The organism is Gardnerella sp. DNF01144, assembly GCF_049244245.1.
GTDB classification, from domain to species: Bacteria; Actinomycetota; Actinomycetes; order Actinomycetales; family Bifidobacteriaceae; genus Bifidobacterium; species Bifidobacterium piotii.
The window spans coordinates 642635-660238 of the sequence record NZ_CP058390.1; the positions used below are offsets into that span (position 1 = coordinate 642635).

The 17604-nt window shown below is 41.7% G+C and carries 13 protein-coding genes; 6 read left to right on the forward strand and 7 right to left on the reverse strand.

Translation table 11 applies throughout. The features are described 5' to 3' along the window. Positions 1-92: 92 nt before the first annotated feature. Together HXT36_RS02515 and HXT36_RS02520 are read right to left on the reverse strand one after the other, a co-directional pair. On the reverse strand, positions 93-2786 hold the full coding sequence (locus HXT36_RS02515) for an ABC transporter permease (RefSeq protein ID WP_421779164.1): 2694 nt from the start codon (positions 2784-2786) through the stop codon (positions 93-95). Between the two features lie 16 nt (positions 2787-2802). Next, on the reverse strand, positions 2803-3630 hold the full coding sequence (locus HXT36_RS02520; RefSeq protein WP_415688307.1) for an ABC transporter ATP-binding protein: 828 nt from the start codon (positions 3628-3630) through the stop codon (positions 2803-2805). Between the two features lie 564 nt (positions 3631-4194). Between HXT36_RS02520 and fucO the strand changes: the two genes are divergently transcribed. Continuing rightward, complete coding sequence (gene fucO / locus HXT36_RS02525; protein ID WP_016784865.1) at positions 4195-5346, forward strand: lactaldehyde reductase; 1152 nt, start codon at positions 4195-4197, stop codon at positions 5344-5346. 177 nt (positions 5347-5523) lie between these two features. Here fucO and HXT36_RS02530 read toward each other — a convergent pair whose 3' ends face one another. Continuing rightward, positions 5524-6567 carry a LacI family DNA-binding transcriptional regulator gene (locus HXT36_RS02530; protein WP_421779165.1) on the reverse strand — a complete coding sequence of 348 codons (1044 nt, stop codon included), beginning with the start codon at positions 6565-6567 and terminating at the stop codon, positions 5524-5526. 499 nt (positions 6568-7066) lie between these two features. Here HXT36_RS02530 and HXT36_RS02535 point away from each other — a divergent pair, with 499 nt between their 5' ends. The 5 genes from HXT36_RS02535 to HXT36_RS02555 all read left to right on the forward strand — a co-directional run bounded on the left by HXT36_RS02535 (position 7067) and on the right by HXT36_RS02555 (position 12608). Further along, positions 7067-8350 carry an enolase C-terminal domain-like protein gene (locus tag HXT36_RS02535; RefSeq protein WP_421779166.1) on the forward strand — a complete coding sequence of 428 codons (1284 nt, stop codon included), beginning with the start codon at positions 7067-7069 and terminating at the stop codon, positions 8348-8350. A gap of 126 nt (positions 8351-8476) precedes the next feature. Next, positions 8477-9268: an SDR family oxidoreductase gene (locus HXT36_RS02540; RefSeq protein WP_016635378.1), complete on the forward strand. Its 792-nt coding sequence runs from the start codon at positions 8477-8479 to the stop codon at positions 9266-9268. 144 nt (positions 9269-9412) lie between these two features. Continuing rightward, positions 9413-10699 (forward strand): MFS transporter, encoded by a 1287-nt coding sequence (locus HXT36_RS02545; RefSeq protein ID WP_016635377.1) that lies wholly within the window; start codon positions 9413-9415, stop codon positions 10697-10699. 66 nt (positions 10700-10765) lie between these two features. After that, entirely contained in the window at positions 10766-11539 is a 774-nt protein-coding gene (locus tag HXT36_RS02550; RefSeq protein ID WP_016800650.1) for an amidohydrolase family protein, read from the forward strand. A gap of 154 nt (positions 11540-11693) precedes the next feature. Beyond that, complete coding sequence (locus HXT36_RS02555) at positions 11694-12608, forward strand: dihydrodipicolinate synthase family protein (protein WP_421779167.1); 915 nt, start codon at positions 11694-11696, stop codon at positions 12606-12608. A gap of 118 nt (positions 12609-12726) precedes the next feature. On the opposite strand, the gene thrS is transcribed toward HXT36_RS02555, so the two are convergent. The 4 genes from thrS to HXT36_RS02575 form a co-directional block, all read right to left on the reverse strand. After that, positions 12727-14757, reverse strand: coding sequence for a threonine--tRNA ligase (thrS, locus tag HXT36_RS02560; protein WP_016635374.1), 2031 nt, complete (start codon positions 14755-14757; stop codon positions 12727-12729). Positions 14758-14901: 144 nt separating this feature from the next. Then, entirely contained in the window at positions 14902-15801 is a 900-nt protein-coding gene (locus tag HXT36_RS02565) for a metal ABC transporter permease (protein ID WP_016635373.1), read from the reverse strand. Between the two features lie 2 nt (positions 15802-15803). Further along, positions 15804-16736, reverse strand: coding sequence for a metal ABC transporter permease (locus HXT36_RS02570; RefSeq protein WP_016635372.1), 933 nt, complete (start codon positions 16734-16736; stop codon positions 15804-15806). Next, positions 16726-17553: a metal ABC transporter ATP-binding protein gene (locus HXT36_RS02575; protein WP_115757618.1), complete on the reverse strand. Its 828-nt coding sequence runs from the start codon at positions 17551-17553 to the stop codon at positions 16726-16728. Before HXT36_RS02575 ends, HXT36_RS02570 begins: the two co-directional genes overlap by 11 nt. Between the last annotated feature and the right edge of the window lie 51 nt (positions 17554-17604).

The following is a 17604-nucleotide window of genomic DNA, read 5'->3' on the forward strand; positions in this document are numbered from 1 at the left end:
TCTTTTCTATAAAAATAATGCGGTTGCAAATTAATCAATTCTTAATTGAATGATTAAAATTGCAACCGCATTTTGTTTTGCGTTTCTAGCGATTAGTCCTCCGCAAGCGCAACCACTGGAGAAGACTTCACTGCTCTACGAGCTGGAAGAACGCTGGAAAGAAGCGCTGCAAGTAAAGCGATTAGAGCAAGAACCGCGTAAATAGTCCAATCAATTACAAACGGAACTTTGCCAATTGCGCTAAACACCATGTAGGATCCAATCCATCCAAACGCTGTTCCAACAATCAAGCCAGAAACAGTGCTTGTTAGGGAAATCAACGTTGCTTCCAACGCAAGAGATCTTCTAACCTGTCCTCTTGTCATGCCGATTGCGCGCAAAGTTGCAGATTCTTTGGTTCGCTCAATAACCGACAAGCTTAATGTGTTTGCAACGCCTATTAAAGCAATCACAACAGCTACTGCTATTAAGCCAACAAGCAACATCATCATTATGTCGATAGCACTCTCCCACTGCGCTCGTTGGAACACGCTTCCACCAGCCATAACCTCCGCATAGCTAGATGTAATATTTCTAATATTTTTAACAATATCTACAAGATTAGCTTTGCTAGAGTCTACCGAAATAAGCAAAATATGCGTTGTAGGCTTAAGGTAGTTATTGAAGTAAGATTTGCTAACAAAAGCAGTATTCCTTGAATATATATTAACATTTCTATACTTCTTAAACTGAACTTGCTTTACAGTAATGCTCTTATCGTTATTACTCGAGTCTGTATTCATGCCAGTAAATGGCGTAATATTATTACTGTCTGTTTCATCAGAACTGTACTTTTCTACGTAAGCTTGCAGATTAAGGTTTCCTTTTTTAAGCTCAAAAGGCTCTCCGCCTTCTCCATTAAACTTAGGCAAAAGCACAGAATCTTTGTTTATATTAACGCCATCAAGGTCAGTGTGCATTACATTTTTAAGTTGATCTGTATTATCAACTCCAGCTGCCATAGCATACTCAGTTTCGCCCTTAGCGTTCTTAAAAGTCATAGGAACTGCAGGAAGCAACTCAGTATGCTTTATTCCACTAATCTTTGAAATATCGGCAGCTAAAGATTCATCAACATTCTTGCCTTGAATAATAATGTCAACACTGTAATGGTCATCAACAACACCTTTAAGAGTTGCTTTACCACATATTGCGCCAGTTACTACCGTTGAAACAAGCGTTACGCCAATAAGCAAAGCCGTTCCAGTTGCCGCAACTCTTCTAGGGTTTCTTTGCACGTTTGCGTTAGCAACTTTAGATGCAGGACCACAAAGTGCCATGATTGCGCCAGTTGCCTTCATAGCAAACGGCATCCAGAATATGGATGTCATAACAATACCAATAAAAACAAGCGCGCAACCAAACATTGCTCCAAGCAAAGTCATCCAAGAATCAGAACCAGCAGTAGGAGACCTCCTCGCAATCATGCTTGCTAAAGAAGTAGCACTTAAAGCCGTAGCTAAAATGCCTACAACAATAAACACAACACCAAAAACAGCGCGAATAATGCTTGCACGCTTATCTTTAATCAAATCCATTGGTCGTAGCGCTTCCATAGGCGTTACTTTTGTAGCCGACCTCGCAGCACCCATAGATGCAAGAACTGTTACAATCGTGCCAATTGCTATTGGCCACACAACCGCTGGAAGCGAAACAATCAAAGGAATCTTAGATAACGGTCCAGAATTAATATTCACGTTACTAATTGCGCCCATAAATCCGATTGCACAAAGCACGCCAACAGCCGCAGAAATAACTCCAAGTATTGCAGCTTCAAGCAAAACTGCTGCATAAAGCTGGTGCGATTGTGCACCGATTACGCGCAAAAGTGCAAGAGTGCGTCTGCGTTGAGCAACCAAAACTTGGAATGTGTTTGCTATAACGAGCGAAGAAATAAGCAACGCTAGAATACCAAAAGATAGCAAGAACATGGTTACAAAATTGGTACCGTTAGACACATTTCGAACAGCTCTTACGCCAACTTCATACCTAGACATAAGAGAGAATCTCGAAGGAAGCAAAGAGTTAATCTTAGGAGATAAATCGTTTATTTTAGATTCATCAATACTCATGTACACTTTGCTTTGCACAACTTCATTGTCAAAATTCTTAAGATTGTTGAGTTTTGCACAAAAATCATTCGTTACGCCACCAAGATATGTGCCGCGATTTGAAAATGGTATTTGAGAATGCTCTCCATCATCAACAAGACCAACCACACGAACATCGTACGATTTTTCTTTATCTCCGCCAGTGTCATCTACTTTAACCAAAGTTATAGTATCGCCAATGTTTACATGTATTGATTTAGCAATACTTTTAATAAGAGTTATTTCACCTATTTTTTGCGGTTCTCTACCTTCTGTTGATTTATACACAGGAAGATTTCCATACAAACCATTAGACCAAGCAATACTCGTAACTGATTTATCACCTTTTTCCACTCTTACAAGAGCAGTCGCATCATCACTACGAATGCCATTAACACCAGGCATCTTCGATATTTCGTCTAAATGAAGGTCTTTATAATGAATTTCACTACTCGGAGAACTGTTAGGATTCCTAAATGAGATTGCATAATTTGCGCTACCGAATTCATTTGTTGCGTTACGAACCATCAAGTCATCAACACTGTTTGCAAAAAGCAAAGTAGCGCTCATAAACATGCTGCCTATAAGAATTGCAATTCCAGAGGCGATTAGCATGCGCACGCTTTTACGCATAAGTTTTAGTGCGATTTTCCACATTCTAACTTCACCCCTTTTATTGCAATTGAGCAGGCTGATTATTAACGCCAGCCTCGCTGCGTTCCATAAGCATCTTGCTCATGCCTTCTGCAGTAGGATTTTGCACGTCTTCAACGATTTGACCATCTGCAAATACGATTGCTCGATCTGCATAAGACGCTGCAACAGCGTCGTGAGTAACCATAATCACAGTTTGACCAAGTTCCGTTACAGACTTCTTCAAAAAATGCAAAACTTCCAAGCTGGAAGCAGAATCGAGATTGCCAGTAGGCTCGTCTGCAAAAACTACGGAAGGCTTAGAGATTAAAGCTCTGGCAATTGCAACGCGTTGTCGCTGACCACCAGAAAGTTCAGCTGGCCTGTGATTTAAGCGATCTTGCAAGCCAAGAGTATTAACCAAAGTATTAAACCATTGCTTATCTGGCTTTTTGCCTGCCAAAGTAAGAGGCATAAGAATATTTTGCTCAGCGCTAAACATTGGAAGAAGATTAAAACTTTGGAAAATAAACCCAACCATTTCGCGGCGCATAAGCGTAAGCTGATTATCGCTCATACCTGTAATATCTAGGCCATCTACCAAAACTTTTCCAGAATTAACGCTGTCAAGACCAGCCAAAGAATGCATTAAAGTTGACTTTCCAGAACCAGAAGGGCCCATAATCGCAGTAAACTTGCCGCGCTCGAAGCTAACGCTAACATCTCGCAAAGCGTGAACAATGCCTGCACCCTTGCCAAAATCTTTAACAACATGCAAAGCTGCAACCGCAGTCTCGCCAATCAAACCTTCTTGAGCGGAATAATTCATTTGCGTAAAACGCGTATCTTGACTATTTTCAACACTCATTTTGCACCTCACATACTTCTGTGATTACCTTACAATTACAATTTACGTGATTAAAAACGCATTCTCTATAGTGCGTAAGGCTGATATTTTCATTGGAATAATAGGGATTTTGATATTAAATTTTGATATAAAAATGCTCTTATATAAAATCGTCATACTTTAGTATGAGAAGCTTGCATAAGATTATTAATGTTACAAGCTCAAATTTGCATTTCACGCGATTAGTCAATACAAAATAAGTCAATTTTTAATACAAAATAAGTCAATTTGGCAACTACAACACAATCAATTAAAGAATTTTTCTTAACATGATTAATATTTTTCCTTCAAAATAAGCATTACAAATCATGTGCTCAAATTTTTATAAATGTGCTTATTTATATCTAAAATAAATAAAAATGCATAAAATTAGTTAGTTTATGTTCATTTTAATTGTTTATTTGTTAATTTTATTAACAAAACGCTTATTTACACACTCGCCAAATGTCATGCAATATTGTAAAATATTAATCGACTACCAAAAATTTGGCATAAGCCAACAAGAAACTCAAAGGAGATTTTCGCATGGTCTATAGAATGATTTTTAATCAGACTGCTTACTTTGGTCGTGGAGCAATCAAAGAGATTCCAAACGTTGCTAAAGCACATGGATTCAAAAAAGCATTTGTTGTAACAGATCCTGTTCTTGTAAAGACTGGAACCGTTAAAAGAGTTACCGACGTTCTAGAATCCGCTGGTCTTCCATACGAAGTATTCGACAACGTAAAGCCAAATCCACCTGTTGAATGCATTCAAGACGGTGTAGAAAAGTTCAAGGCATCTGGCGCAGACTTCCTTATTGGACTCGGCGGCGGCTCTCCGCAAGATACATGCAAAGGCATTGGAATTATTGTAGCTAACCCAGAGTTTAGCGATGTTCTTTCTCTAGAAGGCGTTGCAGATACAAAGAATCCTTCTGTGCCAATCTTTGGCGTGCCAACAACAGCAGGAACCGCATCCGAAACAACAATCAACTATGTTGTTACCGATACCGCAAAGCTCCGCAAGTTCGTTGCAGTAGACCCTCACGATATTCCAATCGTTGCATTCGTAGACCCAGATCTCACCGATTCCATGCCACGCTCGCTTAAAGTTGCAACTGGTTTGGACGCACTCACACACGCAATCGAAGGTTTCATTACTCCAGGCGCATGGAGCCTTTCGGATTGCTTGTCTTTGCAAACAATTCGCATGATTGCACAAAACCTTGCAAAGAGCGCAGACGGAGATGTTCCAGCAGGCGAACAAATGGCTTACGCAAGCTATATAACTGGCATGGCATACTCCAACGTTGGTTTGGGCTTGGTTCACGGCATGGCTCACCCACTCGGTGGTCGCCTTGGCGTTGCTCATGGCGTTGCAAACGGAATTTTGCTTGCTCCTGTTATGGAATATAACAAAGATTACACTGGCGAAAAGTATCGCGATATTGCTGCCGCATTCGACGTTCCAAACGCATACACCGATGACCTCGAAACCGTGCGCAATGCTGCTGTAAAGGCAGTTCACGACTTAACGGTTAAGCTTGGAAATCCTACTAAGATTAGCGAAGTTGGAGCTAGTGAGGCAGATATTGAAGGCTTAAGCCACGACGCTTTGGCAGATGTTTGCACTCCAGGAAACCCACGCAAGGCCACTTTGGAAGACATTCGCAAGATTTACACAAGCTTGATGTAGCTCTTTGCGTAGTCTTCTAAAAATAAGCAAACAATAAATAAATAAATACGCACATTTAGAACAAACAATTTGTGGACGCAATTTATCTTGATTTAACTCTTGTGTTAACTCTTGATTTAAGTTGCGTCCACATTTTGTATGCAATAAGTCATAAAGCCTATATCTACAAGCCTTATATTAATCAACAACTGGCTGAGTGCTGTCTCGAATAACAACATGAGCAGGAAGAACTAGTTGACTTTCAATCTCCTTGCCTTCTCGAATTGCAAGAATCATACTAACAGCATTTTTTGCCATAATATCAAAAGGCTGATTAACGGTTGTTAAAGAAGGCATTAAATATTGCGCTGGATAAACGTCATCAAAGCCTGCAACCGAAAGCTCTGTTCCTAACTTAATTCCGCGCTCGCGAGCTGCGCGATACACATTTACAGCAGTAATATCGTTGCAAGCAAAAATCGCAGTTGGACGCTTGGCTTTAGGCAAATCCAAGAGGTCACAAGCCATTTTGTAACCAAGCTCTGGAAGATAATCGCCCTCTTTTACTAAGTCTTTATCAACACTCAAACCAGCTTGTTCCATAGCAGCACTGTATCCAGCAAAACGAGCAACACCAGATTGAACGTTTAACGGACCTGTAATAACGCCAATTCGCTTATGGCCCAAACTAATCAAATGCCGAGTAAGCTCGTAGGAACCTGTCCAATTATCAATAGAAATCGTGTGATCGTTGCCGCTGCCTATAGAAACTGGGTCAATAATCACAAGCGGAATATTGCGCATACGCAAAAATTCTTTATCTTTTTCTTCTAGATCAGACATTTGCGATATAACACCCAAAGGGTTTCTATCTACTATTCCACGCAAGCATTCCTCGCGCTTTTTACCATTGTTAGTTTGAGCAACCGTAAGCGCTAATCCTTCTTTTTGCGCCCAGTGAGACGCGTAAGTAATCATCTCAATCGTGCCATTATTTGCAACGTAATCTACGAGTAGCTCAACTGTTGGAGAAATTTTAGTGCTAACAAGAGAATAATCGCGCCCACTTTTAGCTAGAACTTTTTCTACGCGCCTTCGAGTTTCTTCCGATACTCCCGACCTACCGTTTATTACCTTAGATATTGTAGACGGAGAAACACCAGCTTCTTTAGCAAGTTCTGTAATCTTAGGCTTCAACGATTCAGATTCTTCTAAACCACTTTGTTTGCTATTTATGGCCATTTTCTCCCTTTCTAGCTTCTACGCGTTTTTGCTTAACGCATTCTCTATCTAAAACATTTTCTATCTAAATCATAATCTTAAAGAAAAATTCGCATACATACTTAAGATTATCCGCAATAATACAAGCTGCCAGAAAAACTGAAAAATAGCACTATTGCTTGATTTATCAAGGCTATTACAGGTTCCATAATACACTATTTCGCATTTAACGCGCAAAAATTGCGAAAATTTCTTACGACACGCCGAATAATAAAATTATTTGCCTTTAGTCACAAGCAAAACGCGGACTAAATGCGCGATTTTCCTCATGAAAAAGCTCAATTTTTCAATAATCAAAAAATCAAAAATATGACATTTATCACATTGTGTCATCGTCGAAATATTCGCAAAAATCGCTTTACGAAAATTTCTACTCATACTACAACATTTTTCTATTATTTTGATATAAAATTACAAATGTAGGTCACAACGATCTTAAAGCAAAGGAGCACAAATCGTTATGAGTACAATTACATCAGTAAAAACCTATGATTTTAGATTCCCTACGTCGCAAACGCTTTCTGGATCCGACGCAATGAACAAAGATCCAGATTATTCATCTGCATACGTAGAAATCAAAACCAGCCTAGACGATGGCATTAAAGGCGTTGGATTTGTATTTACAATTGGCCGCGGAAACGATGTTGTTTGCGCAGCAATCGACTCCATGTCTCAAGTGCTTATTGGCAGGAATGTAGAAGAATTACTAGACAACATGCGTCTTGCATGGGATCTTTTTGTTCACGACTCACAACTTCGCTGGCTAGGCCCAGAAAAAGGCGTAGAGCATATGGCAATTGGCGCTATTTTGAGCGCGTTGTGGGATATTAAAGCAAAGAGAGCTGGAAAGCCTTTGTGGCGCTTACTTGCCGAGATGGATCCAAAAGAATTAGTCTCTACTCTCGACTTCCGCTATATGACCGACGCATTAAGGCCAGAAGAAGCAATCGAATTCTTGCAAGATGGTCAAAAAAGTAAGGAAGAGCGAATTGCAGACCTGCTTGTCAACGGCTACCCAGGCTACTCCACTGCCGCAGGCTGGCTCGGTTACAGCGATGAGAAAATGGTTGCAATCGCTAAGGAAGAATCGCAAGTTAAAGGCTTTAAGCAAATTAAGCTTAAGGTTGGTCAAAATGTAGACGACGATTTGAGAAGACTCGCACTTGCTCGCGAAGCAATCGGCCCAGACGTTCGTCTTGCAGTAGATGCAAACCAAGTATGGGATGTTCCAACAGCAATCACTTGGATTAATCGCTTCCACGACTTCGACTTAGCTTGGGTAGAAGAGCCAACAAGCCCAGACGACGTTATTGGACACGCAACAATCGCCCGCGCAATCAACCCAATACCAGTTGCAACTGGCGAGCAAATGCAAAGCAGAATCATGTTCAAGCAATACTTGCAAGCAAACGCATTTGGAATCATGCAAATCGACGCAACTCGAGTTGCAGGTCCACAAGAAGTTGTTCTCGAATACTTGCTTGCGCGTAAGTTTAACAAGCCAGTTTGCCCACACGCAGGTGGCGTTGGATTGTGCGAAGCTGTGTGCCACTTTGCAATGTTTGATTACGTTGCAGTTTCTGGCACAAAGGAAGGCCGCATGATTGAATACGTAGACAATCAGCACGAGCACTTTGTGCATCCAACACAAATCAAGAATGGTAATTATGTTGCACCAACTGCCCCAGGTAATGGCACTGAAATGACGCTGGAAACGGCTGAAAAGTACCTTTATCGCGGATAGTTATGCAATTGTGGCTAGCAGTTTACATTAAGCTGTTTATTTTAAATTGCTAGCCACTTTAAAAAATCAAAGTTCATAATTTAAGATTCAAAAAGCAAACCACATCATTTAACAAAGGAGTTCATTATGGATTTGCATTTGGAAGGCAAAGTTTTCATCGTAACAGGTGGATTCAAGGGCATTGGTAAGGGCATTACGCTTCAGCTTGCACAAGAGGGCGCAATTCCAGTAGTTATTAACCGCGCAGACCCTGCAGAAGAGACATTCCGCAAGGATATTGAGCAATATACAAAGAACTACGATGTTTATCTTCTCGACTTAAACGACACGGACGAGATTGCACCAATTATTGAAGAAACCTACAAGAAGTATGGTCATATTGACGGCATTGTAAATAACGCTGGCGTTAACGACAACAAGGATTTGGAATCCACTTCTTGGCGCGACTTCGAGAAGTCGATTCACGGAAACCTTACCCACTACTACGAGACTGTTCATGCTGCTGTAAAGTACTTAAAGGAAAGCCACGGCGCTGTTGTGAACATTTCTTCTAAGACTGCTCTAACAGGCCAGGGCAAGACCAGTGCCTACGCTGCTGCAAAGGGTGGAATCTTGGGCTTGACTCGCGAATGGGCTGCAGCACTTATTCATGACCGCGTGCGCGTAAACGCGATTGTTGTCTCCGAATGCTGGACCCCACTGTATGCCGATTGGATTAAGACCTTTGGCGACGAAGCAGCTCAGCAGGCTCGTTTGAAGGTTATTACCGACAAGATTCCTCTGGAGAACCGCATGACTACCACGGAAGAGATTGGAAACGAAGCTGCATTCCTGCTTTCGGATCGCTCTTCGCACACCACTGGTCAGTGGGTATTCGTTGATGGCGGCTACGTGCATCTTGATCGCGCTTTGTCTTAAATTCCAAATGCAAATTTAAGATTCGGTGCAATTTAACTAGTCGATGGTGCGCAATGCAAAATGTGTGCTTGCGCACCATTGCACAAAATCATTTAAGAACTTAAAATCTTAAACTCTTTGAATTATTCTCACACGGGAGTGACGATGACTACAAAAGAAAACGACAACGTGGTTGTTAACAATAACAAAAGTAGCTCAAAAACTATAATTGCCATTGTATTGGTAACATCTTTGTTCTTCGTATGGGGTTTGACCATGAATTTGGTCAATGCTCTTAATTCCCCATTTGGACATTACTTAAATCTAAACAACACAGAAGCAGCGCTGCTTCAGGTTGCATACTTTGGCGCATACTTTGTAATGGCTATTCCTGCAGGTTTAATCGCAAAGCGCTTTGGGTACAAGGGCGGCGTAATTAGCGGTCTTGCACTCTTTGCAATCGGCGCATTTGCTGTAATTCCTGCAACCGCTACAGCAAGCTATGTTATGTTCCTTATAGCAATGTTTATTATTGCTCTTGGTGCTGCAACTTTGGAAACAAACTGCAACCCATACATTACAAAGCTTGGCGACGAAAAGGGCGAATCCTTTAGAATCAACATGGCACAAAGCTTTAACGGCGTTGGCAGCATTGTTGGTCCGCTTATTCTTGGCAATATTATTGGTAAAACCGTTAAGCAAGGCGAACCAGGATTTGAATTTGCTAAGTCGAAGTTCCTTAGCGATACTCGCATGATTTACATTGTTATTGGCATTGTTCTTATTGCGGTTATTGCAATCTTCTTCTGCTTTAAGCTTCCTACACCTCCAGGAGATGTTGAGGCAGATCAAGAAAATAAGGGCGATTCTTCATTCTTGCATCTTGTTAAGAAGCCATACTTTACACTTGGCGTTATTGCAGAATTTGTATTTGTAGGCCTTCAGGTTGTTGGAATGGCAATGTTCTCATCGTTTGCTCTTAAGCATTGGGGTGCTGGAGTAACAACTGGTATTGCGGCGTCTATGCTTGCAATCGTTTCCTTAATGTTTACTCTTGGTCGTTTTATTACAACGCCTCTTATGACAAAGTTTGATAGCGATAAGATTCTTGGAATCTACATGGTTTTGAGCGCATTGCTAATGTTTGTTGCATTCCTTGGACTCGGCAAGATTTCTGTAGTGGCCTACATTATCTCCTACCTGTTTGTGTCTATTGGATTCCCAACCGTGTTCTCACTTACCTTAAAGGGAATTCATGGCTCTGCTGCAAAGACTGGCTCTTCCGCTTTGATTATGAGCGTTGTTGGCGCAGCTATAATCCCACTATTCCTTGGATTTGTACAAGATTTTGCTGGCATTGAGGTTGCAGTGCTGCTCACCGTTCCAGGATTCTTGTATGTAGCTTGGTACGCATTGTGGGGTTCCAAGATTGGTCTTGTAGAAGCTAAGTGATTTGCAAAGAACTACAAAGTCTTTATTTGAAAGTCTTTAGAAAGACTTTAGAAAGGAAAGTTTATTATGTCTCAACTTCGTATTTTAGATTCCCATTTTCATATTTGGGATCCAACAAAGCAAGTCTTGCCTTGGCTTGATGGCTTAGACAAGTTAAACCACACCTTTACGTTAGAGCAGCTAGAAAAAGAATATGCAGACTTGGGTGTTGACTTCCTCGGCGGCGTATACGTTGAGGTTGATGCTGCAGACCACGAGCTAGAAGATAGGCTTATTGGAGAAAATCCTAATCCTAAGATTCTTGCTAAAATGCTTAGAGTTACGTTGGATCCATTTATGCGCGTACCAATTAACGCAACTGGTATTCGCGAGCCTCTTCACATTCCAAGCGAGCCACGCGGCCGCTGCCTAGAGCCTTCATTTATTGGTGGCCTTAAGGCAATGGCAAAGAAGGGCATGCCTTTTGAGCTTTGCAATCGTGGCGAAGAACTTGGCGATATGGCTAAAGCTTTTGAGCAAGTTCCAGAAGTGACTGTTGTTCTAAACCATTTGGGCAATGTTCCAGGATTAGACGAGGATTCCTGCGCTGCTTTGCGTGCGTTTGCAAAGCTTCCACACAGCTATATTAAGATTTCTGGAGATAATCCAGTAAATCCAGATATTGTTAAGTTTGTTAAAGACACGTTTAGTCCTGATCGCCTACTCTTTAGCTCTAATTGGCCAGTTGTTAAGTTGAATTCTTCACTTAAGCAGCATCTTGACTTAATGGTGGAGCTTTTCGGCGACGACGAAGATTTCTTTATGAATAATGCAAAGAAGGCATATGGTATTAAACTGTAATTAATTAAGTTATTTGAATAGTCGATTTGAATAGTCGATTTTAGTAATCATTGCTTATGGGGTGTAAGATTTTGCAAGTTAAAGTCTTATGCCCCATAATTCAATACATAGAATAATTCAATACACAAAATAATTAAATAAAAGGACGAATTTTATGACTACTGCTAATAGCGCAAAGCTTGACTTGCATGCTTTTAAGGGCGTTTTTTGCCCATCAATAACTGTAAGCAAAGATGACGGAAGCATTGACTACGACTTATGGGCAAAGCACTTAGACCATCTGATTGATGCTGGGATTAATGGCATATTGATTTTTGGCAGCATTGGCGAGTTCTACGCATATCCGCTTAGCGTAAAAAAGGAAGCTGCTAAGTTTGCTATTGAACACGTTAATCACAGAGTTCCAGTTCTTATAGGCGTTGGAAACACAAATCTTAACGAAGTACTTGACTTTACTAAGTTTGCGCAAAGTTGCGGAGCAGACGCTGTTGTAGCTGTATCTCCATACTACTTTGGACCAACTGCACAAACCGCAGAACGCTACTTTGGCGCAATTGCGAGCGCAACTAGCTTGCCTGTTATTCTATACAACTTCCCTGCTCGAACTGGCAGCGATTTAACACCAAGCTTAGTTGCAAATCTTGCTGAAAAATATCCGAATATTGTTGGTATTAAAGACACGGTAGATACTATAAGCCATACTCGCGCAATGATTGATGCGACTAGACGCGTAAACCCAGATTTTGTTGTTTTCTCTGGTTTTGACGAGTACTACACTCCTAACAGGATTGCTGGAGGAAATGGCGTGATTTGTGGACTTACTAATGTAGAGCCAGAAACTTTTGCAGCTTTGCATAAAGCGTATGAGGCTGGCGACTTTGCGCATCTTATTGAATGCGCTAAAAGAATCAGCCACTTGATGGCAGTTTACAATACTACCGACTTGTTTATTTCTGCGATTAAAGCTGCTGTAAATCTTAAGGGATTGCCGATTAGCACGCTTGTTCGCGAGCCTGCAAGTCAAGTTAATAGCGAGCAAGTCGAAGCAATTCGCGCGCTGCTTAAGTAACTAAGTCACTCGCAATAAATCAAGAATAAAAAGAATAAACCCGCACAACGTTAAGAAGTGCGGGTTTGTTTTATGTTGACTTACGTTGATTTATGCTACGTAAGTTGCATCGCGAATGCTACTTTGTGTAGTGCTCAAAATCTTCTGCAGTATTTACTTGAACGCGCTGCTTAATAATGGACAAAATCCACTCTTTAGCTTGTGCAACAGGAATACCGTTCAATTGGCTACCATCGCGGAAGCGGAAGCTCACAGCATTGTTGTTCACATCCTCTTCGCCAGCAATCAAAGTGAAAGGCACCTTAGACTTAGAAGCGTTACGAATCTTCTTGCCAAAGCGATCGTCGGAGCTATCCATTTCGCAACGAACCATATTCTCTTCCAAATCGCTAATAAACTTTTGCAAGTGTGGAGCAAACTCGTCTGCAACAGGAACGCCAGTCACTTGAACTGGAGCCAACCATGCTGGGAACGCGCCTGCATAATGCTCAAGCAAAATAGCGAAGAAACGCTCAATAGAGCCGAAGAGTGCGCGGTGAATCATTACAGGGCGCTGGTGACTACCGTCAGCTGCAATGTACTCCAACTTAAAGCGCTCAGGCAAGTTGAAGTCGAGCTGAATAGTAGAAACCTGCCAAGTGCGGCCGATTGCATCGCGAGCTTGCACAGAAATCTTAGGTCCGTAGAATGCAGCTCCACCTGGATCGTCCACGAGTTCCAAACCAGAATCTTTAGCAACTTCTGCCAAAGTGTTTGTTGCTTCTTCCCAAATCTCGTCGGAACCAACAAACTTGTGCTCATCCTTAGTGGAAAGCTCCAAGTAGAAGTCGTTCAAACCGAAGTCTTTAAGAAGACCAAGCACAAAGTTAAGCAAGCTCTTCAACTCATCGCGCATCTGCTCGCGAGTGCAGTAAATGTGCGAATCATCTTGAGTCAATCCGCGAACACGAGTCAAGCCATGCACAACGCCAGACTTTTCGTAGCGATACACGGTACCAAACTCAAACAATCGCAAAGGAAGTTCGCGGTACGAACGCTGGCGAGACTTAAAGATCAAATTATGCATTGGGCAATTCATTGGCTTCAAGTAGTAGTCAGCACCCTGACGAGTTACGTTACCGTTTTCGTCGCGCTCTTCGTCAAGCTTCATTGGAGGATACATGCCATCCTTGTACCACTGCAAGTGACCAGAAGTCTCGTACAAGCCGCCCTTAGTAATGTGAGGAGTTTGCACAAAGCTGTAGTGATGCTTTCTGTGCTGCTCACGCGAATAATCTTCCATTGCGTTAATGATTGCAGCACCCTTTGGATGGAACACTGCCAAGCCTGGACCAATCTCATCTGGGAAGGAGAACAAATCCATCTCTTGACCAAGCTTACGATGATCGCGCTTAGCAGCCTCTTCCATGCGAGTTGTGTAAGCCTTAAGCTCTTCCTTGCTAGGCCATGCAGTTCCGTAAATGCGCTGAAGCATAGGATTATGCTCCGAACCGCGCCAGTAAGCTGCAGCAACACGCTCAAGCTTAAAAGCCTTAATATAACGCGTATTTGGCAAATGAGGTCCACGGCACAAATCGCTCCAGACCTTGTTTCCTTCGCGATCCAAATTGTCGTACATGCTAAGCTCGTGCTTGCTGATTTCGCCAGCAGCCGCAGGATCAAGAGCCGCTTCCTTATCTCCAATCAACTCCAACTTATAAGGTTGATTTGCTTCTTCTTCGCGCGCTTCATCTTCTGTTACAACGCGGCGGCGGAAGCTTTGAGACTCTTTAATAATGCGCTGCATATGCTTTTCGATTTGCTTCAAATCGTCTGGCGTAAATGGAGTATCAACATCGAAATCATAGTAGAAGCCGTCTTTAATTACAGGACCTACGCCCAACTTTGCGTCTGGTCGAATTTCTTGAACAGCTTGAGCCATCACGTGTGTAGCGGAATGACGCATGATTGCGATGCCATCTTCACTATCAAGTGCTACTGATTCCACGGTATCGCCGTTATGAAGAGGCGTGTACAAATCACGCAACTCTCCATTTAAACGCACGGCAATAATATTCTTATCTTCCGCGAAAAGTTCAACGCCAGTGAAGCTTGCATCCACCTCCTTGCGTTCCTCGTCTACAGTGATGGAGATGGTATTTTCAGCCATAATTGTCCTTTTCTATCGGGGTCTTGCGTTACTAATGTGCAGACCTGGACTTGTGTGGCGTCGATAAACTTACGCGATTAAAACATAAATAAAACGCGCAAAAAACGACGTCAATCGCACGCATTTTTCACGCGCAATTCTCTGTTACTCTAGAACAACAGAGCGACTTTTTAACAATGATTTTTTGCAAAAACTAGAATAAATCTCATGTATTTTCAAAAAGATGCTTTCACTAAGCTTTACAACTAAATAGAAGCATCCAGCGCAAATCGCGATAGTTCCGCCAGCAGAAAGTCTTAAAATCACAGCTAAGGCAAGTCCTAAAAGCGCTATAAAAATAGAAGACAATACGCACGCAAACACAAACTTGTTAATCGAACGCATTCTACTCTTTAGTGCTGCTGCAGGAGCTGCGATTAAAGATACCGAAACAACAGTTCCAACAGCTGGAATAATTACCGAAACTGTAATGATTATTAGCGCAAGAACAATTCCTTGCATTAATCCGCTTCTGCCTCCTAAAGCTTTGTAATTAGTGGAGTCAAAAGAGCAATGAATCAAATTAGCACTATTAAAACTCCACAATCCCAGTGCAAGAGCGAATGCAATAATCGCAAAAATCACGTCTGCAGGAGTGCAATTAAGCAAAGATCCTGTTAAAAAACCCTCAATTCGCAATGGAAGCGGAGCAAACCACTTGTTCAAAAAGTAGCCGCTAGCAAAACCAACAGTAAGAGTTATTCCAGCAGAAGCTTGAGAAGATATACCCTTTAGTTTAGAAAGAACATGCATCATAAAAGACAAAACAATACAAGCCAAAGCAGCGCCGATAAAAAGACCAATAGACAAAACGTTCTGGTCAATCGTATAAACAGATGTGACTACAACTCCGATTACAGCTCCTGGGAAAGCAGCGTGGGTTATAGACTCAGTGAAGAAAATACGCTGATTAAGCAAAGCCAAGGATCCAACAAAACCGCATAATGCTCCAACAGCGATTGCCTCTACAATAGGAAGAGCGATAATTTGCCAAATACTTACCATTATTACTTTCCACCAGCCTCTATTGCGCTAGACTTTTTCTTTTTAGAAAACACTAGTGCGTATGTAACTCTGTATAAGAATCTTAAAATCAAAACGATTACAAACATTGCGCAAATACTTAGCGCCACTGCAGCTTGTGGAGAAACTGGGTGATCAAGCTCCAAGTTCATAGCGTACATGCCTAATAAAACGCCAGCAATACCAACAGCAACGCCAACAGCCACCATACGCCCAACAGTGCGCGCAACCAATCTTGCGCTAGCTCCAGGAATAACAAGGTATCCAATAACAAGAAGCACGCCAACAGCCGAAGATGCAGAAACTACAACAGACGCAATTGCAACGTTTAGCACAATATCTACAACTAAAGTATTAACACCCATTAAAGGAGCACTAGCGCGGTCAAACGCAACAACAATCTGCTTCTTCCAAGTTAGCGCAAGCAATGCGATTGCAAATAAACAAATAAGCATGGCTTGAGTCATTCTATCGTCTGTAACATCTAGTAAACGTCCAAACATAAGTGCTTCAAGCTGGCCAGACATATCTCCCTTTTTAAGAGATATTACGATTCCAAGCGCAAAAAATGTTGTTAAAACTGTTGCGATTATTGACTCATTGATTTTTTGAGACCTAGATGCCCACACAAGAGCTGCGACCAGAAAAATTGCACAAATCGAAGCTCCTGGAATGATTTGCCCAATTCCTCCATACAATGCTCCGACTACGATTCCAGGAAAAATCCCGTGAACCAAAGCCTCCGCATTAAACTCGGCGCATCTTAAGTTAACAAACACGCCAACTATTCCACTAGCAACCGCAAGAACAATAAGAAGGCAGAAAGGCCTAAAAATGTAGGGAGCGGACGCAATAAAGTCAAATCCTGGTATAGGCTCGAGGATTTTGCGCAAAGACTCAACCAATTCAGCTAGCATTGGATTCGTCTCCTAAAGCAGAATCTAACGAAGCATTTAACGAAGCATTTAACGAAGCATTTAACGAATCATTCAACGAATCATTCAACGAATCATCTTTGTTTGCTAATTGATTCAAAGTAAGACCCGCACTTGCAGCTGGCATACTTCCGCCATAAGCCAAAGATATGTTTTCTTTAGTCATGACTTTTCTAAGAGGTCCAAAAGCCACTTGATGACCAGCCAAAAGCAAGGCTTTTTCGCAAATCGCATCCGCGATTACCAAGTCGTGAGTAGACACAATAAACGAAATCCCCTCTTCTTTAGCGGACTTCATAATATTGAGCAATTCTTTTCGATTCGGCTCGTCTAATCCGTTAAAAGGCTCGTCTAAAAGAATCAACGTAGGTCGCGCAACAATAGCGCGTGCAAGCAATATACGCTGGCGCTGGCCTCCAGAAAGATCGCCAAATCTAACATCTGCTCTGTCTAGCAAACCAACATGATTAAGAGCGCTCTCAACAGCTTCTTTCTGGCTTTTTTTAAGCAAACCAAAAAATCCAGTTTGCCTACTTAAGCCCATTGCTACAACTTGACGAGCGGTGATTGGAAAAGTCAAATCCAAATCAACTTGTTGAGGAACATAGCCTATTGAAACCGTTTTTGGCATTGTTAAGCTTCCATTACTCACTCGCACAATACCAATAATCGCCTGCAAAAACGTTGTTTTTCCAGAACCGTTAGGACCAATCAAAGCTAAAGCTTGCCCAGCTTCTACACTTCCGTTAAGACCAGTAACAACAGTTTTATAACCGTACGCTAAGTCGCAATCTTTCATTGCGAGAACGCTCTTATTCACTATAAATTAACCTTCTTGTAACTACTTTTG

Coding starts and splice junctions, on each gene's coding strand:
- HXT36_RS02550 (WP_016800650.1), top strand. CDS start 10,766: ATGTCTCAACTTCGTATTTTAGATTCCCATTTTCATATTTGGGATCCA.
- HXT36_RS02570 (WP_016635372.1), bottom strand. CDS start 16,736: ATGCTAGCTGAATTGGTTGAGTCTTTGCGCAAAATCCTCGAGCCTATA.
- HXT36_RS02530 (WP_421779165.1), bottom strand. CDS start 6,567: ATGGCCATAAATAGCAAACAAAGTGGTTTAGAAGAATCTGAATCGTTG.
- HXT36_RS02545 (WP_016635377.1), top strand. CDS start 9,413: ATGACTACAAAAGAAAACGACAACGTGGTTGTTAACAATAACAAAAGT.
- HXT36_RS02520 (WP_415688307.1), bottom strand. CDS start 3,630: ATGAGTGTTGAAAATAGTCAAGATACGCGTTTTACGCAAATGAATTAT.
- HXT36_RS02555 (WP_421779167.1), top strand. CDS start 11,694: ATGACTACTGCTAATAGCGCAAAGCTTGACTTGCATGCTTTTAAGGGC.
- HXT36_RS02535 (WP_421779166.1), top strand. CDS start 7,067: ATGAGTACAATTACATCAGTAAAAACCTATGATTTTAGATTCCCTACG.
- fucO (WP_016784865.1), top strand. CDS start 4,195: ATGGTCTATAGAATGATTTTTAATCAGACTGCTTACTTTGGTCGTGGA.
- HXT36_RS02575 (WP_115757618.1), bottom strand. CDS start 17,553: ATGAAAGATTGCGACTTAGCGTACGGTTATAAAACTGTTGTTACTGGT.
- HXT36_RS02540 (WP_016635378.1), top strand. CDS start 8,477: ATGGATTTGCATTTGGAAGGCAAAGTTTTCATCGTAACAGGTGGATTC.
- HXT36_RS02565 (WP_016635373.1), bottom strand. CDS start 15,801: ATGGTAAGTATTTGGCAAATTATCGCTCTTCCTATTGTAGAGGCAATC.
- HXT36_RS02515 (WP_421779164.1), bottom strand. CDS start 2,786: ATGTGGAAAATCGCACTAAAACTTATGCGTAAAAGCGTGCGCATGCTA.
- thrS (WP_016635374.1), bottom strand. CDS start 14,757: ATGGCTGAAAATACCATCTCCATCACTGTAGACGAGGAACGCAAGGAG.